This is a genomic window from Brachybacterium sp. NPDC056505 (assembly GCF_042794925.1).
Classification (GTDB): Bacteria; Actinomycetota; Actinomycetes; order Actinomycetales; family Dermabacteraceae; genus Brachybacterium; species Brachybacterium kimchii.
Window position 1 is genome coordinate 39,496 of the sequence record NZ_JBHTSV010000017.1, and the last position, 23,368, is coordinate 62,863.

Here is a 23,368-nt window from a genome sequence, read left to right on the forward strand (position 1 = left end):
CGGGGCGGTCCGCGCGCTGGGCGCCGCCGCGGAAGGAGCCCCGGATGACCACCATCGCGCACAGCGGAGTCCCCGCCGACGCGCCGATCGACGCCCTGGCCGGGGTGGCCCTGGAGAACCTCTCGCGACAGTTCCCGTTCGCCGCCCACCACGTGCAGACCTCCGCCGACGATCTGCACCAGCCCGCCCTGATGCACCCCGCCTTCGCCTCCTCCTTCGACTGGCACTCGAGCGTCCACATGCACTGGCTGCTGGCATCGCTCGTCGAGGCCACGGCCGACGCCTCCTGGCGAGAGCGAGCGCTGGAACTCCTCGCGGACCACCTCGCCCCGCAGAAGCTCGCGGTCGAAGCCGCCTACCTGCGCGAGAACCCCACCTGGGAGAGACCCTATGGATGGGCGTGGGCGGCGCAGCTCGTCGTGGCGCTGGGGGAGGCCCGCACACCGGCGCTGCGCTCGCTCGCCGGCGCCGCCGCCCCGCTGCTGGACGATGTGCTCGCCCTCGTGCGCAGCTGGCTCCCGCGGACCCCGCTGCCGGTGCGGCACGGACTGCACACCAACACCGCGTTCGGCCTGCGCCGCCTGCTGCGCGCGGCCCGCGCGACCTCCGCCGACGAGGCGAGCGGCGAGATCGAGCAGGCCGCGCGACGCTTCTTCCTCGACGATGCGGGCTGGGCCTTCGACCAGGAGCGCAGCGGACAGGACTTCCTCTCCGCCGGGCTCAGCGAGGCGGACCTCATGATCGAGGTGCTCGACGAGGACGAGCTCGCCGCCTGGCTTCCGCGCTTCCTCTCCCGCCTGCATCCGGGTTCCGACGTGCTGCGCCCCGTCCCCGTGATCGATCCGAGCGACGGGTACCAGTCGCACCTCGACGGGCTCGGCCTCACCGCCGCGGCGAGCGGGATGCGCATCGCCGACGCGCTCGAGCGGATCGGACCCGAGGACTGCCGGGAACTCGCCGCAGCCCTGCGCGAGGCGGCCCCGCCCCTGATGGAGCCCGGTCTGCGCTCCGCCGTCTCCGAGGAGTACTTGGCCTCCCACTGGCTGGCCACGTTCGCCTGGGAGGCGCACCTCTCCCTCGCATCCCGCACCCACTGAAGGAAGCGCCCATGTTCGTCCTCATCGGGGTCGCGCTGGTGATCATCGGCTTCGCCCTGCGCATCAACCCCCTCCTGGTGGTGACCGCCTCCGGCATCGTCACCGCCCTGATCGGCGGCCTCACGCCGCTCGAGATCCTCAACACCTTCGGGACCGGGTTCGCCGGGTCCCGCTCCATCACCACCTTCGTGCTCGTGCTGCCGGTGATCGGCCTGATCGAGCGCTACGGCCTGCAGGCCGCGGCCGGCAACCTCATCCGCAGGCTGAGCGGTCTCACCGCCGGACGGCTCCTCGCCCTGTACATGCTGATCCGCCAGGCGACCGCCGCGATCGGCCTGCAGTCCGTCGCCGGTCCCGCCCAGACCGTGCGGCCGCTGGTCTTTCCGATGGCGGAGGCCGCCGAGGAGCGGCGTCGAGGATCCGCGCCGAACGAGAAGGCCACCGAGACCATCAAGGGGTACTCGGCCTCGGCCGACACCGTCGGCGTCTTCTTCGGGGAGGACGCCTTCGTGGCGATCGGGTCGATCCTCCTCATCACCTCCTTCGTGGACACCACCTACGGGCTCACGCTCGAGCCCATCCAGCTGGCGCTGTGGGCCGTGCCCGTGGCCGTGATGGCCTACCTGGTGCACGGCACGCGGCTGCTGCGGCTCGACCGCAGGCTCGACCGGCTCGCCGGCGCCGTCCCCGTCCCGCAGGGAGGCGCGAAGTGATCTCCAACGAATGGCTCTACTGGCTGATCGGCGCCTTCTTCCTCACCGTCGCCGTGCTCGTCGCCACGCACGAGGACCACTCGCGCAGGCTCGGCTCCGCGGCGTTCTGGGGGCTGCTGGGTCTCTCGTTCTTCTACTCCACGTTCGTCGCCGCGGGATCCGCGCCCGCCTGGGTGCTGGGGCTCGCGGTGCTCGCGATGGTGGCGATCGCCGGCTTCGGCGGTCTCGGCAGGGGCACCGAGCACACCACCTCCGAGGAGGAGAGGGAGGGGTTCGCGGCCCGGCTGCGCGGACGACTGTTCATCCCCGCGCTGCTCGTGCCGGTCGTCACCGTGATCGTGGCGCTGCTCGGCCCTCGACTCAGCGTGGGCGGCGAGCCGCTGCTCGCGGAGGGGTCGGCCACGCTCACGGGCCTCGGCGTGGGCGCGCTGGTCGCCCTCGTCGTCGCGTGCATCATCCTGCGGCCGCCGCGGCTGTCGGTCCCCTTCACCGAGAGCACGCGACTGCTCGAGGCCATCGGCTGGGCGGCGCTGCTCCCGCAGATGCTCTCGACCCTCGGAACCCTGTTCACCGAGGCCGGCGTCGGCACCGCCGTCGGCGACATCTTCGGGTTCATCGTCCCCGAGGACGTCCTGGTCTGGGGCGTGATCGCCTACTGCGTCGGCATGGCCGTGTTCACCGTGATCATGGGCAACGCCTTCGCGGCCTTCCCGATCATGACCGCGGCCGTGGGCTGGCCCATCCTCGTGGAGAACTTCCACGGCAACGCCCCCGCGGTGTTCGCCCTCGGGATGCTCGCCGGCTTCTGCGGAACCCTGTGCACGCCGATGGCCGCGAACTTCAACATCGTGCCGGCCGCCCTGCTGGAGATGAAGAACAAGTACGGCGCGATCGCCGTGCAGATCCCGACGGCGCTGATCATGCTCGTGCTCATCACCGTGTTCATGTGGGGCTTCGCCTTCTCGCACTGAGCATCGGCCTGCGGGGCCCGCGGGGAGGGCGGCGGCGCCGCGACGGTCGGCCCTGATCCGGGACGACCCGACCGGACGCCGTCACGGCTCGCCGCGCCCGACGTCGACCACGGTCGAACGGGAGACGTACGTGCCCTCGCCGATGTACCGGCCGTCGAGATCGCCCTGGAGCGCGGACAGGACGGGGTCGGAGGCGGTGTGCTCCTGGATCGATCCGTAGTAGAAGGCATCCGGGGAACCGCTCTCGAAGGAGTCGTGGTTCACCCCGATCCCGCGGACACCGTCGCTCGCATGCTGCGTGCTCCCGGGCAGCATCACCTCGTGCACGTTCGGCGCGCTCAGGGTGCCGCCTCCCATCTGGGCGCCCTGCAGGTCCAGCTCCGCGATCGGATCGCCGGTGTACTCGAGGTCCGGGCGGTGGGACGTGCCGGGGGAGAGGTGGGGGTCCAGGCCGACGGGGCCGTGCGCCACGTTCACGACCTGGGTCGAGTCCTGGGACGGGATCACCGTCTGCACCGGGGAGCCTGCCGAGAAGCTGTGGGTCACGTTGTAGGTGCCTTCCTCGCCGCACGCGCTGTTGAAGCTCGGGTCCGCCGCGAGGTGCGAGGTGATGATCCCGCCCTGCGAATGGCCGACGAGCATGACGTCGGCCCCGGCGGGGACGTCGGCGGCCGTCATCGCGGCGCGCACGTCGTCCATCGCGGCGGGGTCCTGGCCCGCGACGAGCCGCAGGTTCGAGCCCCAGTCCCGGGAGTTGCCCGTCTGCCCGTAGGCGCCGGAGAGGTCCAGGACGTCGGGGCCCTCGGTGGGCGGCACCTGCACGATGTACACGGGATCGCCGCCGGACGCGCCGCGCACCTCCTGCACCCCGATCCGTCCGGTCGCGAGCGCGCCGGAGGAGTCCGCGCCGCGGCCCTTCATCCTCAGGGAGTCGTTGTCGATGAGGAGGTCGCCCAGATCCTGTGGGCTGGCCGACGGCGCGTCGTCGACCCGCACATCGGAGACGATGCCGCCGGGACGGTCGTCCAGGAACGCGGTGTCCTGGTCGTGGTCGGGGCTCGCCTCGAAGGTCACGGCACCGGCGGAGCCCAGCGTCACGATCCCGGAGGCCCCGAGCTCCGCGTACGTGGGGGCCCGCTCGCCTGCGGCCCAGTCCTCGAGGATCCCCCCGAACCGGTCGCCGTCCCGGCGCAGCTGGCCGATGGCGTCGCTGCGTCGCCCGGAGCGGTCCAGCCCCCACTCGAGGAACTCGAGACCCGAGCCCCAGCCCTGACCGATCGCATCCGAGACCGAGTGGGCGGTGCCGGAGAGGAGCTGCTCGCCGGGATGCTCCAGCCAGTCGGCGATGAACGGGTTGTCGTCTCGCAGGTACCCCTGGCGCATGTCGGACGACGGCGCGTCCGGGATCCCCGACACGGGGCCCGAGGCGCCGGGCGCGCAGACGCCCACAGATCCCGGCTCCGCGCCGCCCGCGCCGTCCCCGCCGCCCTGGGCGCTCGAGGCCGCGTCCTGGTCGTCCGCCTGTGCGGCGGCCTCCTCGCCACGTGAGGCGAGAGCCGCGGAGGCGGCCCGGAAGGCGTCCAGGGAGAGCAGTGCCCACAGGGAGCGGAAGGCCTCCGCATCCGGTCCGCTCCATGCGGTGCGCGCGACCGCTGCATCCAGACGCACCTGCCATGCCTCGAGCCGATCGGCGGCCCCGCGAAGCTGCTCGGCATGCACGCGCACCTGTGCGGTGTCCATGCCGCAGAAGCCGGTCATCGTCCGACCCCCGCGGCCCCTGCGACCCCCGGGCCCGCTGCCCACCGGATCGCCCGTCGTGCCGCCAGCTCCTCGGCCATGTGCCCCTCCTCGCCCGCCGGTCGCCCCGCGAGTAGGTCCTCGAGGCGCATGTCGATCACGCTAGGAAGACGGCGCCGGCGCCACCACGGCCCGTCGCCCGTTGTGGATGGGCGCACGATGGGGAGGACCCGTGAGGGCGTTCCCCGGGGCGCGCTCGTAGACTGGAGGGCGGCCGTCGGCCGATCCGGCGCGAGCCGCCGCCCCGTCGACCCACCCCGCCCCACCCCGTCCCGAGGAGCCGCAGTGCCACGTCCGTCCCGTCCGGAGCTCGGCCCCCAGCTGCGCGAGGTCTACGCGGCGCTCCTCGAGCGTGCGCCCGAGAACCGCATCGAGCCGGACCTGAGCCGCATCCGCCGGGTCATGGAGCTGATGGGGGACCCCCAGAACTCCTACCGCTCCATCCGCATCGCCGGCACCAACGGCAAGACCACGACCGCACGCATCGCCGAGGCGATCCTGCGCGCGGCCGGTCTGCGCACCGGCCGCACCACGAGCCCCCATCTGCACTCCCCGGCCGAGCGGATCGCGATCGACGGCGAGAGCGTCGACGAGGAGACCTTCGTCCAGGCGTACCGGGACGTCGAGCCCTTCGCGCTGATGGTCGACGAGGAGTCACGTGCGGCCGGCGGCCCGCCCCTGACCTACTTCGAGTGCCTCACCGCGATGGCCTACCAGGCCTTCGCCTCCGCGCCCGTCGACGTCGCCGTCGTCGAGACCGGCATGGGCGGCACCTGGGACGCGACCGGCGTCGTCGATCCCGACGTCGCCGTCATCGCGCCCATCGGCTTCGACCACCAGGAGTACCTGGGCGAGACCATCGAGGAGATCGCGGGGGAGAAGGCCGGGATCCTCACCTCCCGCGCGCTCGCCGTGATCGCCGAGCAGAGCGAGCCCGGGGCCTTCGACGTGATCCGCGAGCGCCTGCTCGAGCTGGGCACCGAGGCGGCGATCGAGGGCGACCAGATCGGCGTGCTCTCGCGCACCCCCGGCGTCGGCGGGCAGCTCGTGACCTTCCAGGGGATCGCCGGCCGCTACGAGGACGTATTCCTGCCGCTGCTCGGAGAGCACCAGGCCCACAACGCCCTGCTCGCGATCGCCGCCTGCGAGGCGCTGCTGGGCGGTGGCGAGCAGGTGCTCGGCGCCGACCTGCTCGCCGAGGGCCTCCAGACCGTCACCTCCCCGGGCCGCGCCGAGGTGGTGCGCCAGGCGCCGACGGTCCTCGTGGACGCCGCCCACAACCCCGCCGGCGCCGAGGCGCTGGTCGCGACCGTCCGGGAGAACTTCCGCTTCACCCGCACGATCGGCCTGGTGGGGATCCTGCAGGAGAAGGATGCCGAGCAGCTGCTCGCGACCCTCGAGCCGCTGCTGGACTCCGTGGTCATCACCCAGTCCTCCTCGCCGCGCGCGATCCCCGCGGACCGCCTCGCCGATGTCGCCCGCGACGTCTTCGAGGACGAGGACCGCGTCATCGAGTCCGCCTCCCTGCCCGATGCGATCCAGCGGGCCGTGGACCTCGCGGAGGCCTCCGGCGACCAGTTCGGCGGCGTGGTCGCCGCGGGCTCCGTGACCCTCGCCGCCGAGGTCCGCGACCTCCTCGGCGTCGCCGAGGAGGCGTGAGCATGGCCCTGCGCCTCACCCCGTCCCAGCGCCCCCACGGGGCGCAGCGCATGTTCAGCTCCACGACGCTCACCGTCGAGGCGCTCATCGTCTTCTTCGCGGCGCTCGTCTCCCACCAGCTGAACCCCGAGGACCGCGTCCCCGTGTGGACGATCTCCCTGATCAGCGCCGTGCTCCTGCTCGCCTGCGCGGGCATGCTGAAGAAGCGCGCCTGGCCGTACGCGCTCGGCGCCGTGCTGCAGATCCCGATCCTGCTGCTGGGGCTGTGGGTGAGCGCCATGTGGATCGTGGGCGTCCTGTTCGCCGTGCTCTACGTGTACGGCGTGCTCAAGGGGCATGCGCTGGACCGGGAGAAGGACGCGGTCGACGCCCGCTACTGGGCCGCCCATCCCGAGCAGGCGGACACCTCGGGGACCTGATCCCCCGGCCGAGGGTGTGCCGAGGGCGGGTCGAGGGCGGTGAGGCGCCGTGCGGGCACGACAGATACAGTGCCCTGCATGACCGAACGCACTCTGATCCTGCTCAAGCCCGACGCCGTCGAGCGCGGCCTGCGCGGCGAGATCCTCCGCCGCCTCGAGGCCAAGGGATACGGCATCGTCGCCCTCGACCAGCGCGTGGCCGATGCCGACACCCTCGCCGCCCACTACGCCGAGCACGAGGGCAAGCCCTTCTACGGCCCCCTGGTGGAGTACATGGGCTCCGGCCCGCTCGTCGCCGTCGTCGCCGAGGGCGAGGGCGTCATCGCCGGCTTCCGCTCGCTCGCCGGCGCCACCAACCCGACCGCGGCGGCACCCGGCTCGATCCGCGGCGACCTCGCCCGCGAGTGGGACGCCCCGGTGATCCAGAACCTCGTGCACGGCTCCGACTCCGTCGAGTCCGCGACCCGCGAGATCGGGATCTGGTTCCCCGCGCTCGGCTGAGCCCGCTCCGCGCGGACGACCGGCCGACGGCCCCGCTCCCGCCCTCCCGGGCCGGGGAGCGGGGCCGTCGCACGTCTGTTCTGTGATCAAGGCGACACGCGGTCGTCCTCTCGGATGATGGAAGCGGACGCCCCTCCCGCTGAGAATGAACCCATGGGCATCGTCATGATCGTCTTCCTCCTCTTCGCCGTCCTCGTGGGGGCGCTCGTCCTCGTGCTGACCGCGCTGAGCTCGCGCGCCGTCGAGCGCGCCGAGGACGGCACCGTGCTGCGCGGCTCCTCCCGCACCCGCCGCGACGCCTGAACGCGCGGTCCGCGCCTCCCTCCGTCCCGCCTACACTGGGCGAGGCCTGCGCCGCCCGGCGCCGTTCGACCCGGAGGTGACCTGTGGACCCCAATGACATCCTCGCCGCCCTCGCCGGCACCGGCGGCGGCATCGTCGTCATCGGCGCCGGAGCCTGGGCATGGGTGCGCAGCCGGCGTCGCCGCGGCCAGGGCGGGGATCAGGACGCCCAGGGCCGCCAGGACTCCCAGGGCGCCGGCCGCGCCGATCGCTCCGGCGGCTCGACCGCGACCGCGCAGAAGCCCCGCGCGGACCGGCCCGCGGCCCCGACCTGGGGCGACACCCTCTCCAAGCCCTCCTCGCCGTCCGCCCCCGCGACGCCCACGGCCGGCAGCGCCTCCGCGCGCGCCGCCCACCCCTCGAACCCCGTCATCCCTGGCACCGAGCCGGGCCGCACCGCGACGCCCGACTCCGCGTCGACCAGCGCCTCGCCATCGGCCCCGACCGATGCCCCCGGGACCACGGAGACGACCGGGACCACCGAGGCGCCCGCCGAGCTGCCGGAGACCGACGCCCAGGCGCCCGCGGACGCCCAGAGCGCCGAGACCGCGCCGCCGCTGGAGACGCCCGAGCCCGCGGGCAGCCGCATGGAGCGCCTGCGCGACCGGCTCGCACGCTCCGGATCGCTCGGCCGCGGCCTGCTGGGACTGCTCACGAGCGGCACCATCGACGAGAGCACCTGGGAGGAGATCGAGGAGACGCTGCTGCTGGCCGACCTCGGCCCCGACGCGACCGACGAGCTCATGGAGAACCTGCGCCGCCGGATCCAGGTCATCAGCACCGACGACCCCGCGCAGATCCGCGAGGCCCTGCGCGCCGAGCTCCTCGCCCTCGTCGACCCGAGCCTGGACCGCCGTCTCGCCGCGACCCGCCGCGAGGCGCCCGACGGCACCGAGGTCCCGTCGGTCGCCCTGATGGTCGGCGTCAACGGCACCGGCAAGACCACGACCGTCGGCAAGCTCGCCCGCGTGCTCGTCGCCGAGGACCGCAGCGTCGTCCTCGGCGCGGCCGACACCTTCCGCGCCGCAGCAGCCGACCAGCTCGCCACCTGGGGCTCCCGCGTGGGCGTGGACACCGTGCGCTCGGACCGCGACGGCGCCGACCCCGCCTCCGTCGCCTTCGACGCCGTCGCCCAGGGCATCGCGCAGGAGGCCGACGTCGTCATCATCGACACCGCCGGACGCCTGCAGAACAAGAAGGGCCTCATGGACGAGCTCGGCAAGGTGCGCCGGGTCGCCGAGAAGGCCCTGCACGGCGACAGCGTCGCCGAGGTGCTGCTCGTGCTGGACGCGACCACCGGCCAGAACGGCATGCAGCAGGCGAAGGTCTTCTCCGAGGTCGTCGACGTCACCGGCATCGTGCTGACCAAGCTCGACGGCACCGCCAAGGGCGGCATCGTCGTCAACGTGCAGCGCGCGCTCGGCGTCCCGGTGAAGATGGTCGGTCTCGGGGAGGGCATGGACGATCTCGCCCCCTTCGACCCGCACGGCTTCGTCGACGCCCTCCTGGAGGCCTGAGCCGGCCACCCGCCCGCGCCGCGCCTCCATCGCCGTCCACGCCCCGGACCCGAGGTCACGAAAAGATCACGGCGGGCCCTGGGGAGGCGGCCGGAGGGCGACCGACCGCACCATGTGACCACGATCCTCCCGGGTCGCGCCGGGCTCCCGCCCCGGCCCCTCCGAGCCAGGACTGGACATGGAGCCCTTCACCCTCGACACCGGAGCCACCGCGTGGCTGCTGGTGAGCGCGTCGCTCGTGCTTCTGATGACGCCCGCCCTCGCGTTCTTCTACGGCGGCATGGTGCGCGCGCGCACCGTGCTCAACATGATGCTGATGTCCTTCGCCGCCCTCGGGGTCGGCGCCATCGTGTGGACCCTCCTGGGCTACTCGATCGCCTTCGGCGACGACATCGGCGGCCTCCTGGGCAACCCCCTCCAGTTCTTCGGCCTGCACGGCGAGGACGCCCAGTCCCTGCTCGCGGGCTCCGGAGTGCCCTTCCTGGTCGCCGCCGGCTTCCAGATGACCTTCGCGATCATCACGCTCGCGCTCATCTCCGGGGCGATCGCCGACCGCGTCCGCTTCGGCACCTGGATCGCCTTCAGCGCGGCCTGGATCATCCTCTGCTACGCCCCCATGGCCCACATGGTCTGGGGCGGCGGGCTGCTCTCGTCCAACGGCCCCTTCGCCGCGATCGCCGAGCCCATCGACTTCGCCGGCGGCACCGTGGTCCACATCAACGCGGGCACCGCGGGCCTCGTCCTCGCCCTCATCGTCGGCAAGCGCCTGGGCTGGGGCCGCGACCCCATGAGGCCCCACAGCCTGCCGCTGGTGATGCTCGGCGCGGCGCTGCTGTGGTTCGGCTGGTTCGGCTTCAACGCCGGCTCCGCCGGGACGGCCGACGGCACGGCGGGCCTGGCCTGGGTCAACACGACCGTCGCGACCGCCGCCGCCATGCTGGGCTGGATGATCACCGAGAAGATCCGCGACCGCAGGGTCACGAGCCTCGGCGCCGCCTCGGGCGTCGTCGCGGGACTGGTCGCGATCACCCCGGCCGCCGCGGCCGTGAGCCCCGTCGGGGCGATCGTACTGGGCGCGGTCGCGGGCGCCGTCTGCGCCCTCGCCGTCGGCCTCAAGTACCGCGTGGGCTTCGACGACTCCCTCGACGTCGTCGGCGTCCACCTCGTCGGCGGCCTCGTGGGCACCGTCCTCATCGGCCTGCTGGGCACCGACACCGGCCTGTTCTACGGCGGCGGGATCCGCCAGCTCGTCGTCCAGATCCTCATCGCGATCGCCGCCATGGTGTTCTCCGCGGTGGTCACGGCGATCATCGCCCTCGTGCTGAGGGGCATCATGGGGTGGAGGATCACCGAGGACGAGGAGCTCGCCGGCATCGACGTCACCCGCCACGCGGAGACCGCCTGGGACCTGGTGGGCGGCCCTGCCTCCCGCCGCAGCCCCCACGCGACCCCGGGTCACGTCGGCCCGGCCGCGGGGACCGGCTCGGTCCAGCACGATCACGGGCGGCCCGCGCCCCTCGAGCCCGGCCCCGTCGACCCCGCATCCGCGGACCCCGCCTCCGCGGATCCCCGCCCCGTCGCCGCCCAGCCCGCCACCACAGGAGAGCCCCGATGAAGCTCGTCACCGCCATCGTCCAGCCGCACGCGCTCAACGACGTCGCCGACGCCCTGCGCGAGTACGGGATCGCAGGGATGACCGTCACCGGGGTCGCGGGCTACGGCCGCCAGGGCGGGCACACCGAGGTCTACCGCGGCGCCGAGTACCGCATCGACCAGATCCCGAAGTCCCGCATCGAGATCGTCCTGCCCGACGAGAGCGTCGCCGAGGCCGTGGACCTCATCGTGCGCGCCGCGCGCAGCGGACGCATCGGGGACGGCAAGGTCTGGGTCACCGACGTGGTCGACGTGGTGCGCGTGCGCACGGGAGAGCGGGGCGCGGATGCCATCTGAGCCGCTGCCCGGCAGGCGTCTCACCCACGTCCTGCACGCGGGCTTCGCGGACCCGCAGGCCGGCCCCTCCCGGCGCCGCGAGCACGCCGTCCTGGTGGACGAGTGGCTCGGCGAGCTCTGGGAGGCGGCCGGCCCGCCGTCGTCCGGCGCCGCCCTCGCCGCGATCGGCTCCCTGGGCCGCCTCGACCTGGGGCCGATGAGCGACCTCGACCTGATCCTGCTCGTGGACCGCGAGCAGGTCGACGAGGAGGAGGCGTCCCGTCTGGCCGCGGGCCTGTGGTACCCGATCTGGGACTCGGGCACCTCTCTCGACCACGCCGTGCGCAGCCCCGCCGAGTGCGCCGAGGTGGCCCGCGAGGACCTGCGCGCGGCGATCTCCCTGCTCGACCTGCGCCCCGTCGTCGGCGACGTCGCGCTCGTCGACGAGTCCGCGGCGCGGGTGAGGGCGCAGTGGCGCCGCGACGCCCGGCGCTTCACCGAGGACATGATCCGCATCGCCGAGGACCGGGAGGGCCGCTACGGCCAGCTCGCCCACTCCACCGAGCCCAATCTCAAGTCCGATCGCGGCGGTCTGCGCGACGCCGTCGTGATCCGCGCCTTCGCGGAGTCCTGGCTCGCCGATCACGACCACCGCGTGCTCGAGGAGGCCTCCGGCGTGCTGCTGGACGCCCGCGACGCCCTGCAGACCGTCACCGGGCGCAGCACCACGCGCCTGGCCCGCGCGGACCAGGACGCCGTCGCCGCCCTCACCGGCCACGACACCGCCGACGACCACCTCGCCGCCCTCGCCGACGCCTCCCGCGCGGTCGCCTGGCAGCTGCACCGCACCGTGCGCGCCGCGCGCGCCGCCGCGGCCCCCGGCGGGCGCGGCACCCGGGGCCTGGGCGCCGACCGCCGCCCCGTCCTCACCCGCCACCCCCACGGCGTCATCGTCCAGGCCGACGAGATCTCGATCGACCCGCGCGTCACCGACCCCCTGCGCGACCTGGCCGCGGTGCGGCTCGCCGCCACCACCGGCATGCCGCTCTCCGATGCCACCCTCACCCGTCTCGCCGCCGGCTCGGCGCGCGCCTCCCTGAGCTCCGTGCAGCGCGACGTGCTCGTGGACGCGCTCGCCGGGGAGCACATCGGCGCCGCCTACGAGGCCCTCGACGTCCACGGGGCCTTCGGCCGCTGGGTCGCCGGCTGGGACGGGGTGCGCAACCGCCCCCAGCGCTCCCCGGTGCACCGCTTCACCGTGGACCGCCATCAGATCGAGACCGTCCGCGAGGCACAGGCGATGCTGGGCGCCGTCGACCGGCCCGACATCCTGCTGGTCGCCGCCCTCCTGCACGACCTCGGCAAGCGGGCCGGCAGCCGGGACCACGCCGCCGAGGGGGCGCCGCTCGCCCGCGCCGCCGCCCTGCGCCTCGGCTTCGACGCGAGGGATGCAGACCTCGTCGAGCTGCTCGTGCGCGAGCACCTCACCCTGGTCGAGCTCGCGACCGGACGCGACCTCTCGGACGCGAGCACGCTCGAGGCCCTGCTCCAGGCCGTCGGCCGCGAACTCACGACCCTCGACCTGCTGCGCGCCCTCACCGAGGCCGACGCCCGCGCGGCCGGCCCCGCCGCCTGGTCCGCGTGGCGCTCCCAGCTCGTCGACCACCTCACCGCGCAGGCCCGCGACGCCCTCACCGGCACGCCCCGCGCCCCGCGCGACCTGCTCGCGCCGCAGCGCGCCGTCCAGGAGGCCGTGCGCGAGGCCGTCGTGCGCACCGGTGCCGCCCAGGTCCTCTATCCCGCCCCGACCGACGAGGAGCCCATCACCCAGGTCTGCCTGGGCGCACCCGACGGGCCCGGGGTCTTCGCCGCCCAGGCCCGGGTCCTCGCCCGTCACCGGATGGACGTGCGCAGCGCCGTCGTGCTCACCCTCGACGGCGTCGCCGTGAACACGTGGTGGGTGACGGGCCGGCCGTCGGACCAGCCGCACCCGACCGCGCTGCGCACGGCTCTCGAGAGGGAGCTGCAGCGACGGGAGGACCCTGCGGCGCGCGTCCTGGACGTCGACCCCGGGGCCCCGCCGCGCACCGCCGAGGACGCCCCCGTGGTGACCCTGCTGCCCGGCGCCTCGAGCGAGGCGACCGTGGTGCAGGTCAACGCCCGCAACCGCGCGAGCCTGCTCGCGGACGTCGCCGAGATGATCACCCTGCACCGCCTCCACGTGCGCAGCGCCCACGTGATGACCCTCGGCCAGCGCGCCGTCGACGTCCTCTACCTCACCGATGCGCGCGGGCGTCCGCTCGAGGCGCCGATGGTGGGCCGGGTCATCGCCGCGCTCATGGACGCCGCCGCGACCTGAGCGACGCGCGTGTGCTGCGCGCGCGAGGGGTCCGAGGGTGAGGTGGGGCGCGCCGGGGCCTCCCGGCCAGGACCCGCACCGGGCGGCTGACTACACTGGGGCGGTCCGTCCGAGCAAGGGGAAGCCGCTTTCGTGTTCAACAACCTCTCCGACCGCATCACCGCGTCCCTCAAGGGGCTGCGAGGCCATGGCCGTCTGAGCGAGGCGGACGTCGACAAGACGATCCGCGAGATCCGCCGCGCCCTGCTCGACGCCGACGTCGCCGTCCCCGTCGTCCGGGACTTCACAGGGCGCGTGCGCGAGCGCGCCCTGGGCGAGGAGGTCTCCAAGGCCCTCAACCCCGCCCAGCAGGTCGTGAAGATCGTCAACGACGAGCTGGTGGACGTCCTCGGCGGCGCGACCGGCGAGCTCACCTGGGCGAAGAACCCGCCCACGGTCATCATGCTCGCGGGCCTCCAGGGCGCCGGCAAGACCACCCTCGCGGGCAAGCTCGCGAAGTGGATGAAGGACCAGGGCCACACGCCGATGCTGGTCGCGGCCGACCTCCAGCGGCCCAACGCCGTCAACCAGCTGCAGATCGTCGGCGAGCGCGCGGGCGTACCGGTGTTCGCGCCTGAGCCGGGCAACGGCGTGGGCGACCCGGTGCAGGTCGCCCTCAACGGCGTCTCCACCGCGCAGTTCCAGCAGCACGACGTCGTCATCGTCGACACCGCCGGCCGCCTGGGCGTCGACGAGGAGATGATGCAGCAGGCGCGCGACATCCGCGACGCCGTGCACCCCGACGACACCCTCTTCGTGGTCGACGCGATGATCGGCCAGGACGCCGCGCGCGTCGCGGAGGCCTTCCGCGACGGCGTCGGCTTCACCGGCGTCGTCCTGTCCAAGCTCGACGGCGACGCCCGCGGCGGCGCGGCCCTGTCGATCACGGGCGTCACCCAGCGCCCCATCCTCTTCGCCTCCACCGGCGAGCAGCTGGGCGACTTCGAGCGCTTCCACCCCGACCGCATGGCCGGGCGGATCCTCGACATGGGCGACGTGCTCACCCTCATCGAGCAGGCCGAGCGCACCTTCGACCAGGCCGAGGCCGAGAAGACCGCGAAGAAGCTCCAGAGCGGCCAGGACCTCACCCTCGACGACTTCCTGGGCCTCATGCAGCAGGTCAAGAAGATGGGGAGCCTCAAGAAGATGCTCGGCATGATGCCGAACATGGGGCAGTTCCGCGACCAGCTCGACAGCTTCGACGACAGCCAGCTGGGCCGCATCGAGGCCATCATCCACTCGATGACCCCCGCCGAGCGCTCCGACCCCAAGCTCATCAACGGCTCGCGCCGCTCCCGCATCGCCAAGGGATCGGGCTCGACCGTGCAGCAGGTCAACCAGCTCCTCGAGAACTTCAAGAACGCCCAGCAGGCCATGCGCTCGATGGGCCGCGGCGGCGGCGGAGGCATGCCGGGCATGCCCGGGATGCCCGGCATGGGCGGCGGCAAGAAGTCCCGCGGCCGAATGCAGGCCCCGGCGAAGAAGGGCAAGAAGTCGAAGTCGAAGAATCCGGCGAAGGCCGCGCGCGAGGAGGCCGAGGCCGCGCGACGCGCCGCCGAGGAGCCCGCGGAGTCCGGCTCCGCCTTCGGACCGGGCGCAGGCGCCGGCGGATCCTCCGACCTCTCGGACATCGACCCTTCGCAGCTGCCCGCGGAGATGCAGAAGCTCTTCGGCCGCGGCCGCTGAGCCGCTGAGCCGCCGAGCGATCCTCGGGGGCCCTCAGGCGCCGAGCACCTCGGCGAGCTGGCCCAGCGTGGACTCCCATCCCTGCCGGTAGTTCTCCGGCAGGGAGTCCTCGGCCCACGGGCCCGTGTGGCGCACGCGCAGACGGGTGGCCCCCGGGGGCGTCCCCTCGGGCGCCAGGCGCAGGTCGATCGCCTCGTCGACCGAGGTGCCGCCCGCCTCGGACCACACCCACGTCGCCGCGAGGCGGGCGGGGCGCTCGGCCACCAGGCGCTCGAGGCCGAGGGTCGTGGCGATCCGCGGGGCGGTGATCCGCACCGCGCCGCGCTCGCCGTCGAGCTCGACCTCGACGTCGTCCCAGTGGCGCCACCACCAGGACGCGAGCCCCTCGCGCGTGGTGAGCGCCTCCCATACCCGCTCGGGGGAGGCGGGCAGCGTGCGCTCGATCTCGACGGGGCGCTGCGTCATCAGGTGCCAGCGCTCGGCGGCGGCGGTCTCGATCGCCGCATCGTCCTCCGCGTCGGCCGCCTCGCAGCCGAGCTCCCGGGCGAGGGCCTGGAGGACCTGCTCCCAGCCGCCGCCGTATCCCTCGACGTGATCGGGCTCGGCGAGGGAATGGCGCATCCAGATCTCGCTGCCCGCGCCGTCGGGCCCGGGGCGCACCCGCGCGTGCAGGACGCTCTCGCGCTCGCCCTGCCAGGACCACGTGGCCGCCAGGTGCTCCGGGTCCAGCAGCAGGAGCCGGCCGACGGCGGCATCCGAGGCCTCGTCGCCCAGTCTCAGCTCGAAGGCGTCGCCGGGCGCGGCCGGGCCGCCGTCGAGCGCGCCCAGCCAGCGTCCGCGCCGCTCGGCGTCGGTGAGGGCCTCGCGCACGGCCGCCGGCGCGGCGGTGACGCGGCGGAGCAGCACCAGCTCGGGGGACTCCGCCGTCCCCAGCAGGAAGCGGGAGGTCGGATGGGTGCCCATGGGTGCTCCTTCGACGATGGCGAGTGATGCAGGGCACATCCAGTCAAGCACTCGGGAGTCCCGAACGACAGCCCTCGTCCTCGCGGGACCCCTCCGCTCGGTAGCCTCGGGGCATGCGCACCGATGCCTCTTCCGTCCGCGCCGCCCGCGAGTCCTTCGCCGCAGGGCGACGGCCCGCCGCCGACGGCCCCGCCTACGACCGCGCCGAGGCGACGGGCTCACCCGTCCTGCACCTGACCGGCCCCATCCTGCTCGGGCCCGAGGAGGAGCTCGCCGAGGCCTGGGTGGCGGACGGCCGCATCCACCACGAAGAGCCGGACCTCCCCGCCGGGACCGGGATCGAGCGGATCGACGGCTTCGTGCTGCCCGGACTCGCGGATCTCCACTGCCACGTGGGCATCAGCGACGAGGGCACGGCGACGGGACTCGAGGGCGCGCGCGCCCAGGCCCGCGTCGACCGCGACACCGGCGTGCTGCTCATCCGCGACGCCGGCTCCATCACCGACACCGCGCCCCTGCAGCGCGAGGCCGATCTGCCCCGCATCGTCCGGGCCGGACGGCACGTCGCCCGCACCCGGCGCTACCTCAAGGGGTACGCGCACGAGGTCGACCCCGAGGACCTTCCCGCGACCGTCGCGGCGGAGGCCGAGCGCGGCGACGGGTGGGTGAAGCTCGTCGGCGACTGGATCGACCGGCAGGTCGGGGACCTCACGCCGACCTGGTCGGCCGACGACTTCCGGGCCGCGGCCGAGGCCGCGCACGCCCACGGCGCCCGCATCACGACGCATACCTTCGACGAGGAGACCCTGCCGCTGGTCCTCGACGCCGGATTCGACTGCCTCGAGCACGCGACCGGTCTCACCGGCGACACCATCGCCCGTGCCGCCGAGGCGGGCGTGCCCGTGGTGACCACGCTCGTGAACGTCGACGAGTTCGAGACCTACGCGAGCCAGGGCGAGCGCAAGTTCCCCGACTACGCGGCGCACATGCGGCGCCTGCGCGCACGCCGGTTCGAGCGCACCCGCGACGCCCACGACGCCGGCGTCCAGCTGCTCACCGGCACGGACGCCGGGGGAGTGCTGGGCCACGGCATCATCCACGACGAGCTCGACGAGCTCGCCGCGTGCGGGCTCGATCCGCTCGCGATCCTCCAGGCCGCCTCCTGGGGGCCGCGCGCGTTCCTCGGCGCGCCCGGCCTCGAGGACGGCGCCCCCGCCGACCTCCTCGTGGTGCCCGAGGATCCCCGTCGCGACCACCGCGCGCTGCGGGATCCCGCGCGCATCGTGCTCGGCGGCGCGATCATCCGCTGACGGGGGAGGCAGCCTCCGCCGTACTTCCGTCCGTCCTTCCCTCCTTCCCGCCCTCCACCCCGTCTCGCACCTCACCGGGAGAACCCCATGACCGTCGACCCCTCCGCCTCCTCCGACGCCGCCTCCTCCGACGCCGACGTCGTCGCGCTGCTCACCGGGGCGCGCTTCGCGAGGGTCAGGGCCTTCGGCTCCGGCTACGACTGCGAGGAGGTCGACCAGTACCTCGACCGCCTCGCGCGGGAGGTCGGGTCGTCCGGGCGCCGTCGCGACCTCGAGCTGCTCGGCGGGATCGCCGACGTGCGCTTCACCCCGCGCATGTCCGGCGTCCGCTACGCGATGGACGACGTCGACGACTTCCTGCACTCCCGGGCCGCTCCCGCTGTCGCCGCCGTGGTGGCGCGGACGCAGGGGGCGAGCGCCCGGATCGCCGAGGACACCGCGACGGGCGAGATCGTGGCCGAGCTGCAGGGCTCGCGCTTCGCCGCGGCGCGCCGCGGCGACCGCTACGACATGGACGGGATCGACCAGCTCCTGGACCGGGCCTTCGAGGCGCTCACGGGGGAGGGCGACGAGCACGACCGCGCGGACGCCGCCCTGCAGGTGCTCCTGTCCGGACAGCCCGTCGCCGTCGGCCGCCTGCGCGAGGGATATCGCAGCGCGGACGTCGACGGCTTCCTCCGCGGCATCGTCGAGCGGCTGCGCGCGATCTGAGCCCGGTGCGCCCCGTCCGACGGGCGGCCGCCGTGATGCCCGTCGCCCTCGCGGCGCAGGACTGGCCGAAGGGCACCCCGCGTCGCACAATGAATTGGTGCACCAAGCATTGGTGCGCAAGGCACTGACATCGACGGAGGGCACATGGACAGGCCTCGCGGCACCGACTCCTTCTCCTGGCTGTACCGCACCGGGTTCCGGACGAGCTATATCCTGCTGCACATCATGGGGCCGGCCACGCTCGACGCGGCCATCGACCCCCGCGCCCGGCGCAAGCGCGAGTACCTGCGCCGACGCGACCTGCATCGGCAGTGGCGCGAGAGCAGGCGGACGGACGAGCGGACGGACCAGCAGGAGGGAACCTCGGCGTGAGCAGGACCCGAGCGGACGCGGGAGCGGAGAGCGAGAGTGCGCGCGAGGACACCGATCCCCTCGCGCTGGAGAGCCAGGTGTGCTTCGCCATCACGCGCGCGTCCCGCGGGATCGTCGCGGCGTACCGGCCCGTGCTCGAACCCCTGCGACTGACGCATCCGCAGTACCTGGTCATGCTCGCCCTGTGGCAGGAGTCCCCGCTCTCCCTGAAGGAGCTGAGCTCCCGGCTCGCGCTGGACCCTGGAACCCTGTCGCCCCTGGTGAAGAGGCTCGAGGCCACCGGCTACCTCGAGCGGACACGCGCCTCGGAGGACGAGCGCTCGCTCGCGATCGTGCTCACCGACAGCGGTCGCGCCCTGCGCGAGCGCGCGAAGGCCGTCCCCGGCATCATGCGGGAGCGCCTGGGCATGGACGAGGCCGAGGTGCAGGCGCTGCACGCCGGGATGATGAAGGTCGTCGAGCTCGCGGCGCGGTCCGAGCAGGGCGCGACCGCGGAGATCTGACGCCCTCCCTGCGGGCGGCGCGCCGCTGCGCGCGGACGGCGGCCACGGCCCTGTAGCGTCGGCGCATGCACTCCGAGGACGCAGCGCACCCCTCCCCACGCCCCTCAGATCGCCCCGACTCGCCCTCGACGTCGGCGGCTCCCACCGCCGTCGACGCGGTCGAGGAGGCCTCCGGCCCCGCCCGCTGGCGGATCATCGGCCCGGGCCTCGTCGTCGCCGCGACCGGCATCGGCGCGGGCGACCTCGTGGCGACCCTCGTCGCCGGGTCCCGCTACGGCTACGCCCTGCTGTGGGCCGCGGTCGCCGGCGTCATCATCAAGATCTTCCTCGTCGAGGGCGCGGGCCGCTGGACGCTCGCCACCGGGCACTCGATCTTCGAGGGCTGGCGGCGCGTGGGCCGCTGGACCTCCTGGTACTTCGGGCCCTACATCATGGTCTGGGGCTTCGTGTACGGGGCGACGGCGATGAGCGCCTCCGCGCTGCCGATCGCCGCGCTCGTCCCGCAGCTGCCGGTGATCGGGGACATCGGCCTGTTCGCCCACATGCCCCTGGCCGTCTACGCGGCCTTCTCGGGCCTGGTCGGCGCGGCGCTCGTGTGGTTCGGCCGCTACCACGCCCTCGAGAAGGTCGTCGCGGTGCTGGTCGCCATCATGTTCGTGACCGTCGTCGGCGCGGCCGTCGTCACCCTCCCGAACATCCCGGACATCCTGGGAGGGCTGATCCCGCGGATCCCCGAGGGCGGCCTTTGGTACACCCTCAGCATCGCGGGCGGCGTGGGCGGCACCATCACGCTCGCCGCCTACGGCTACTGGCTCACCGAGAAGGGCTGGTCGACCCCGCGCTGGATGCGCGTGATGCGGATCGACAACGCGATGGCCTACGTCATCTCCGGCATCTTCGTGGTCGCGATGCTCGTCGTCGGCGCCGAGCTGCTCTACTCCAGCGGCATCGCGATCGGCGAGGAGGACCGCGGGCTGCTCGACCTCGCGGACGTGCTCGCCTCCCGCTACGGCACCGCGATGAGCTGGATCTTCCTCCTGGGCTTCTGGGCCTCGTCGTTCTCCTCCGTGCTGGGCGTGTGGAACGGCGTCTCCATCATGTTCGCGGACTTCTGGGGCAGCGCCCGCAAGCTCCCCGAGGACCATCCCAGGCGGCGCATCGGCGGCACCTACTACCGCTTCTTCATCCTCTGGCTGACGTTCCCGCCGATGCTCCTGCTGCTGCTCGGCAAGCCCGTGCAGGTGATCGTGGCCTACGGCGTGCTGGGGTCGCTGTTCATGCCCTTCCTCGCGATCACCCTGCTGGTGCTCATGAACTCCCGCCACATGCCCGAGCGCTGGCGCAACGGCTGGGTGCTCAACGCGATCCTGGGGATCGTCGCCCTCGTGTTCCTCGCGCTCGGCGGCAATCAGCTGGTGGGCGCGATCGCCGGCGCCTGAGGCCGGGGAGGCGGCATGTGCCTCGGGGCACACGCCCTCGCCTGGCGACCTCCCGTCGGGCCTGGCATAATCGACCCCTGTATGCGCGCCGACCGGCCCTCTACCCGTCTTCGCGCGACACCCCGAGACGCGTCAGCGCCCGCATGACCCCACAGGCTGCGGCGCGGCTCACCCGAACATCGCCGAAGGAGTCCACACTCGTGGCCGTCAAGATCCGTCTCAAGCGCATGGGCAAGATCCGTGCACCGTTCTACCGCATCGTCGTGGCCGACTCGCGCAAGAAGCGCGACGGCGCCGTGATCGAGGAGATCGGCAAGTACCACCCCACCGAGCAGCCCTCGTTCATCGAGGTCCAGTCCGAGCGCGCGCAGTACTGGCTCGGTGTGGGCGCGCAGCCCACCGAGCAGGTCGCCGCGATCCTCAAGGTCACCGGCGACTGGCAGAAGTTCACCGGTGAGGGCGACGCCGCCGGCTCCCTGCAGGGCGCCGGGTCCAAGCAGTCCGCCGAGGACCTCATCGCCGAGGCCGACAAGGCCGCCGCCGCGTCCCGCGAGGGCGCGAAGAAGGCCAAGGACGCGGACGCGGCCGAGCAGCCCGAGGGCCAGGACGTCGAGCCCGGCTCCGAGGAGGCTCCCGCCGAGGGCGAGACCACCGCCGAGGCCGACGCCGCCGCCGACGACGCGAAGTCCGACGAGGCCTGAGATGAGCGCGCGCGCTGAGGCTCTCGACCACCTGGTCCGCGGCATCGTCGACAGCCCCGACGACGTCCGCGTCACCGAGAAGGACACCCGGCGCGGCCCGCTCCTCGAGGTGCGCGTCAGCCCCGAGGACCTGGGGCGCGTGATCGGCCGCTCGGGCCGCACCGCCCGCGCCCTGCGCACCGTCACCGGAGCGATCTCCGAGGACGACGTGCGGGTGGACATCGTCGATGTCGACCGGCGCTGAGCAGAGCGCATCTCGCACCGCACACGGAGGCGGCACCGGTCACCGGTGCCGCCTCCGTCGCGTCACGGCCCGTCGGCCCCACTCCCACCGGCAGAAAGCGATCCCATGAACGCACTGGACGTCACCGTCGCGACCATCGGCAGGGCCCACGGCCTCAAGGGCGAGGTCGCGCTGATCCTGCGTACCGACCAGCCCGAGGAGCGCCTCGCCGCGGGCACCGCCTTCACCGTCGCGACGAGCGCCGGCGAGCGGGACCTCACCGTCGCCGCCACCCGCATCCAGCAGGGACGCTGGTACGCGCGCTTCTCCGAGGTCTCGAGCCGCACCGACGCCGAGTCCCTGCGGGGGGTCGAGCTGACCCTCGCCGTGGACACCGAGGTCGAGGCCGAGGAGGACCCGGAGGCCTGGTACCCCTCCGAGCTCAAGGGCCTCGCCGTGCGCCATGTCGACGGACGCGAGCTGGGCACCGTCATCGATCTCGAGCACTACCCGGCCCAGGACCTGCTCATCGTGCGCTCCGCCGAGGGCCGCCGCGTCATGCTGCCCTTCGTCGAGGAGCTCGTGCCCGAGGTCGACGTGGAGGCCGGCACGGTGATCGCCGACCCGCCCGGGGGCCTCTTCGAGCCGTCGGGCGAGGACGAGCCGGGAACCGGGGCCTGAGTCGTGCGCATCGACGCGATCACCATCTTCCCCGAGTACCTCCAGGCCCTCGACCTCTCCCTCATCGGGAAGGCCGCGCGCGACGGCCTGATCTCCGTGCACCGCCACGACCTGAGGACCTGGACCCACGACCGCCACCGCACCGTCGACGACTCGCCGCTGGGCGGGGGCGCCGGCATGGTCATGAAGCCCGAGCCATGGGCCGAGGCCTTCGCCGCCGTGATCGCCGAGGGCCGCGACGAGCTCGGAGCCGACGCCCGCCCGCTCATCGTCTTCCCGAACCCGGCGGGGCGGGTGTTCCGACAGGACCTCGCCCAGGAGTGGTCCGCGCGCGAGTGGATCGTCTTCGCGTGCGGGCGCTACGAGGGCATCGACGAGCGGGTCTACGAGCACCTGGCCGACGAGGGGCACGAGGTCGCCCTGGTCTCCCTCGGCGACTACGTGCTGAACGGGGGAGAGGTCGCCGTGCTCGCCCTCACCGAGGCGATCGTGCGCCTGGTCCCCGGCGTCGTCGGGAACGCGGCGTCGCTGGTGGAGGAGTCCCATTCCGACGGGATGCTCGAATATCCCCTGTACACGCGGCCGGCGCGCTGGACGGACCCGTCCGGCGCCGTGCGCGAGGCCCCCGAGATCCTGCTCTCCGGCGATCACGGGAGGATCGCTGCCTGGCGCGCCGAGCGCTCGGCCGAGCGCACGCGGCAGCGCCGCCCCGACCTCTGGGACGCCCGGGGCTGACCTCCTCCCGCCGCCCGTCCCGACGTCCCGGCGTGATCTGCGCCGGGCAGGATTGCCGGGGCGCTCGCGCTGCTGGCAGAATGACCCGCTGTGTGCACGCCGCGCACCGCTCTGCCCCAGGGGAGCGATGCAGGAAGCGGCCGGGCAGGTCCGTCGCGTCGGAAACGCGGCCAGAGGCCCAGCACCACGGAGCGGTGCGACTCCTCGCGAGCGTCGCCGCACCGGAACGTCACGGTTCACCATGCAGGGGCTCAGGCCCCTTCGAGAACCCCGTCCGACCTGGGGCGAACGGCAGGAGAGAACGATGCAGAAGCTCGATGCGATCGATCAGGCGCAGCTGCGGGACGACATCCCCGATTTCCGCGCCGGCGACAACGTCAAGGTCCACGTGAAGGTCGTCGAGGGCAACCGCTCCCGCGTGCAGGTCTTCCAGGGCTACGTCATCGCCCGTCAGGGCGACGGCATCCGCGAGACCTTCCGCGTGCGCAAGGTGTCCTTCGGCGTCGGCGTGGAGCGCGTGTTCCCCGTCCACGCCCCCACGATCGACAAGATCGAGGTGGTCACCCGCGGTGACGTCCGCCGCGCGAAGCTGTACTACCTGCGCAACCTCACGGGCAAGAAGGCCCGCATCAAGGAGAAGCGCGACCACTCCTGAGCGTGCCCAGCACCTCGTCGACGCGGCGGCGGCCACTCCTCGTGGC

24 protein-coding genes are annotated in these 23,368 nt (G+C 73.5%); 22 read left to right on the forward strand and 2 right to left on the reverse strand.

Annotated features, from left to right (window positions below; translation table 11 throughout):
* The first annotated feature begins 44 nt into the window (after positions 1–44).
* The 3 genes from ACFQ53_RS10430 to ACFQ53_RS10440 are packed head-to-tail and all read left to right on the forward strand — an operon-like array spanning position 45 to position 2,781.
* Entirely contained in the window at positions 45–1,097 is a 1,053-nt protein-coding gene (locus ACFQ53_RS10430; protein WP_377859144.1) for a DUF2891 family protein, read from the forward strand.
* Between the two features lie 11 nt (positions 1,098–1,108).
* On the forward strand, positions 1,109–1,810 hold the full coding sequence (locus ACFQ53_RS10435; RefSeq protein ID WP_249480771.1) for a DUF969 domain-containing protein: 702 nt from the start codon (positions 1,109–1,111) through the stop codon (positions 1,808–1,810).
* Positions 1,807–2,781 (forward strand): DUF979 domain-containing protein, encoded by a 975-nt coding sequence (locus ACFQ53_RS10440; RefSeq protein ID WP_377859147.1) that lies wholly within the window; start codon positions 1,807–1,809, stop codon positions 2,779–2,781. The genes ACFQ53_RS10435 and ACFQ53_RS10440 overlap by 4 nt, the downstream gene beginning before the upstream one ends.
* An 81-nt stretch (positions 2,782–2,862) precedes the next feature.
* Here ACFQ53_RS10440 and ACFQ53_RS10445 read toward each other — a convergent pair whose 3' ends face one another.
* Positions 2,863–4,521: a WXG100 family type VII secretion target gene (locus tag ACFQ53_RS10445; RefSeq protein WP_377859150.1), complete on the reverse strand. Its 1,659-nt coding sequence runs from the start codon at positions 4,519–4,521 to the stop codon at positions 2,863–2,865.
* A gap of 342 nt (positions 4,522–4,863) precedes the next feature.
* Here ACFQ53_RS10445 and ACFQ53_RS10450 point away from each other — a divergent pair, with 342 nt between their 5' ends.
* The 9 genes from ACFQ53_RS10450 to ffh all read left to right on the forward strand — a co-directional run bounded on the left by ACFQ53_RS10450 (position 4,864) and on the right by ffh (position 15,029).
* A complete protein-coding gene (locus ACFQ53_RS10450) occupies positions 4,864–6,237 on the forward strand; it encodes a bifunctional folylpolyglutamate synthase/dihydrofolate synthase (protein WP_377859153.1) in 1,374 nt (457 codons plus the stop codon).
* A gap of 2 nt (positions 6,238–6,239) precedes the next feature.
* Positions 6,240–6,656, forward strand: coding sequence for a DUF4233 domain-containing protein (locus ACFQ53_RS10455; RefSeq protein ID WP_377859208.1), 417 nt, complete (start codon positions 6,240–6,242; stop codon positions 6,654–6,656).
* A gap of 78 nt (positions 6,657–6,734) precedes the next feature.
* Positions 6,735–7,157 (forward strand): nucleoside-diphosphate kinase, encoded by a 423-nt coding sequence (gene ndk / locus ACFQ53_RS10460; RefSeq protein ID WP_249480766.1) that lies wholly within the window; start codon positions 6,735–6,737, stop codon positions 7,155–7,157.
* A 153-nt stretch (positions 7,158–7,310) separates the two neighbouring features.
* Complete coding sequence (locus tag ACFQ53_RS10465; protein WP_193636296.1) at positions 7,311–7,460, forward strand: hypothetical protein; 150 nt, start codon at positions 7,311–7,313, stop codon at positions 7,458–7,460.
* An 83-nt stretch (positions 7,461–7,543) separates the two neighbouring features.
* Positions 7,544–9,016 (forward strand): signal recognition particle-docking protein FtsY, encoded by a 1,473-nt coding sequence (gene ftsY / locus ACFQ53_RS10470; RefSeq protein WP_377859158.1) that lies wholly within the window; start codon positions 7,544–7,546, stop codon positions 9,014–9,016.
* A 178-nt stretch (positions 9,017–9,194) separates the two neighbouring features.
* Positions 9,195–10,631 (forward strand): ammonium transporter, encoded by a 1,437-nt coding sequence (gene amt, locus ACFQ53_RS10475; RefSeq protein WP_377859161.1) that lies wholly within the window; start codon positions 9,195–9,197, stop codon positions 10,629–10,631.
* The gene (locus ACFQ53_RS10480; protein WP_377859164.1) at positions 10,628–10,966 is read left to right on the forward strand and encodes a P-II family nitrogen regulator; all 339 of its coding nucleotides are present in this window, start codon (positions 10,628–10,630) and stop codon (positions 10,964–10,966) included. The genes amt and ACFQ53_RS10480 overlap by 4 nt, the downstream gene beginning before the upstream one ends.
* Positions 10,956–13,304 (forward strand): HD domain-containing protein, encoded by a 2,349-nt coding sequence (locus ACFQ53_RS10485; RefSeq protein ID WP_377859167.1) that lies wholly within the window; start codon positions 10,956–10,958, stop codon positions 13,302–13,304. Before ACFQ53_RS10480 ends, ACFQ53_RS10485 begins: the two co-directional genes overlap by 11 nt.
* 132 nt (positions 13,305–13,436) lie before the next feature.
* Positions 13,437–15,029, forward strand: coding sequence for a signal recognition particle protein (gene ffh, locus ACFQ53_RS10490; protein WP_249480762.1), 1,593 nt, complete (start codon positions 13,437–13,439; stop codon positions 15,027–15,029).
* 33 nt (positions 15,030–15,062) lie between these two features.
* Here the strand turns inward: ffh and ACFQ53_RS10495 are convergent, their stop codons facing one another.
* Positions 15,063–15,992 (reverse strand): SRPBCC domain-containing protein, encoded by a 930-nt coding sequence (locus tag ACFQ53_RS10495; RefSeq protein WP_377859181.1) that lies wholly within the window; start codon positions 15,990–15,992, stop codon positions 15,063–15,065.
* Positions 15,993–16,105: 113 nt separating this feature from the next.
* On the opposite strand from ACFQ53_RS10495, the gene ACFQ53_RS10500 reads away from it, so the two are divergent.
* The 10 genes from ACFQ53_RS10500 (at position 16,106) to rplS (ending at position 23,322) form a co-directional block, all read left to right on the forward strand.
* The gene (locus ACFQ53_RS10500) at positions 16,106–17,302 is read left to right on the forward strand and encodes an amidohydrolase family protein (protein ID WP_377859185.1); all 1,197 of its coding nucleotides are present in this window, start codon (positions 16,106–16,108) and stop codon (positions 17,300–17,302) included.
* Between the two features lie 87 nt (positions 17,303–17,389).
* Positions 17,390–18,013 carry a DivIVA domain-containing protein gene (locus tag ACFQ53_RS10505; RefSeq protein WP_377859188.1) on the forward strand — a complete coding sequence of 208 codons (624 nt, stop codon included), beginning with the start codon at positions 17,390–17,392 and terminating at the stop codon, positions 18,011–18,013.
* 144 nt (positions 18,014–18,157) lie between these two features.
* Positions 18,158–18,385 (forward strand): hypothetical protein, encoded by a 228-nt coding sequence (locus tag ACFQ53_RS10510; protein WP_152353612.1) that lies wholly within the window; start codon positions 18,158–18,160, stop codon positions 18,383–18,385.
* Positions 18,382–18,888: a MarR family winged helix-turn-helix transcriptional regulator gene (locus tag ACFQ53_RS10515; protein WP_377859192.1), complete on the forward strand. Its 507-nt coding sequence runs from the start codon at positions 18,382–18,384 to the stop codon at positions 18,886–18,888. Before ACFQ53_RS10510 ends, ACFQ53_RS10515 begins: the two co-directional genes overlap by 4 nt.
* 65 nt (positions 18,889–18,953) lie before the next feature.
* Positions 18,954–20,327 carry an Nramp family divalent metal transporter gene (locus ACFQ53_RS10520; protein WP_377859195.1) on the forward strand — a complete coding sequence of 458 codons (1,374 nt, stop codon included), beginning with the start codon at positions 18,954–18,956 and terminating at the stop codon, positions 20,325–20,327.
* A gap of 200 nt (positions 20,328–20,527) precedes the next feature.
* Entirely contained in the window at positions 20,528–21,028 is a 501-nt protein-coding gene (gene rpsP, locus ACFQ53_RS10525; RefSeq protein WP_152353610.1) for a 30S ribosomal protein S16, read from the forward strand.
* A gap of 1 nt (position 21,029) precedes the next feature.
* On the forward strand, positions 21,030–21,272 hold the full coding sequence (locus tag ACFQ53_RS10530) for an RNA-binding protein (RefSeq protein WP_152353609.1): 243 nt from the start codon (positions 21,030–21,032) through the stop codon (positions 21,270–21,272).
* 105 nt (positions 21,273–21,377) lie between these two features.
* Entirely contained in the window at positions 21,378–21,932 is a 555-nt protein-coding gene (rimM, locus tag ACFQ53_RS10535; protein ID WP_377859200.1) for a ribosome maturation factor RimM, read from the forward strand.
* Positions 21,933–21,935: 3 nt separating this feature from the next.
* Positions 21,936–22,667 (forward strand): tRNA (guanosine(37)-N1)-methyltransferase TrmD, encoded by a 732-nt coding sequence (gene trmD / locus ACFQ53_RS10540; RefSeq protein ID WP_377859203.1) that lies wholly within the window; start codon positions 21,936–21,938, stop codon positions 22,665–22,667.
* 304 nt (positions 22,668–22,971) lie between these two features.
* Positions 22,972–23,322, forward strand: coding sequence for a 50S ribosomal protein L19 (rplS, locus tag ACFQ53_RS10545; RefSeq protein WP_152353606.1), 351 nt, complete (start codon positions 22,972–22,974; stop codon positions 23,320–23,322).
* Positions 23,323–23,368: the final 46 nt, after the last annotated feature.

Coding starts and splice junctions, on each gene's coding strand:
- ACFQ53_RS10505 (WP_377859188.1), top strand. CDS start 17,390: ATGACCGTCGACCCCTCCGCCTCCTCCGACGCCGCCTCCTCCGACGCC.
- ndk (WP_249480766.1), top strand. CDS start 6,735: ATGACCGAACGCACTCTGATCCTGCTCAAGCCCGACGCCGTCGAGCGC.
- ACFQ53_RS10465 (WP_193636296.1), top strand. CDS start 7,311: ATGGGCATCGTCATGATCGTCTTCCTCCTCTTCGCCGTCCTCGTGGGG.
- ACFQ53_RS10435 (WP_249480771.1), top strand. CDS start 1,109: ATGTTCGTCCTCATCGGGGTCGCGCTGGTGATCATCGGCTTCGCCCTG.
- rplS (WP_152353606.1), top strand. CDS start 22,972: ATGCAGAAGCTCGATGCGATCGATCAGGCGCAGCTGCGGGACGACATC.
- ACFQ53_RS10530 (WP_152353609.1), top strand. CDS start 21,030: ATGAGCGCGCGCGCTGAGGCTCTCGACCACCTGGTCCGCGGCATCGTC.
- amt (WP_377859161.1), top strand. CDS start 9,195: ATGGAGCCCTTCACCCTCGACACCGGAGCCACCGCGTGGCTGCTGGTG.
- ACFQ53_RS10485 (WP_377859167.1), top strand. CDS start 10,956: ATGCCATCTGAGCCGCTGCCCGGCAGGCGTCTCACCCACGTCCTGCAC.
- ACFQ53_RS10500 (WP_377859185.1), top strand. CDS start 16,106: ATGCGCACCGATGCCTCTTCCGTCCGCGCCGCCCGCGAGTCCTTCGCC.
- ACFQ53_RS10495 (WP_377859181.1), bottom strand. CDS start 15,992: ATGGGCACCCATCCGACCTCCCGCTTCCTGCTGGGGACGGCGGAGTCC.
- ACFQ53_RS10510 (WP_152353612.1), top strand. CDS start 18,158: ATGGACAGGCCTCGCGGCACCGACTCCTTCTCCTGGCTGTACCGCACC.
- rimM (WP_377859200.1), top strand. CDS start 21,378: ATGAACGCACTGGACGTCACCGTCGCGACCATCGGCAGGGCCCACGGC.
- ACFQ53_RS10520 (WP_377859195.1), top strand. CDS start 18,954: ATGCACTCCGAGGACGCAGCGCACCCCTCCCCACGCCCCTCAGATCGC.
- ACFQ53_RS10455 (WP_377859208.1), top strand. CDS start 6,240: ATGGCCCTGCGCCTCACCCCGTCCCAGCGCCCCCACGGGGCGCAGCGC.
- ACFQ53_RS10445 (WP_377859150.1), bottom strand. CDS start 4,521: ATGGACACCGCACAGGTGCGCGTGCATGCCGAGCAGCTTCGCGGGGCC.
- ACFQ53_RS10480 (WP_377859164.1), top strand. CDS start 10,628: ATGAAGCTCGTCACCGCCATCGTCCAGCCGCACGCGCTCAACGACGTC.
- ACFQ53_RS10430 (WP_377859144.1), top strand. CDS start 45: ATGACCACCATCGCGCACAGCGGAGTCCCCGCCGACGCGCCGATCGAC.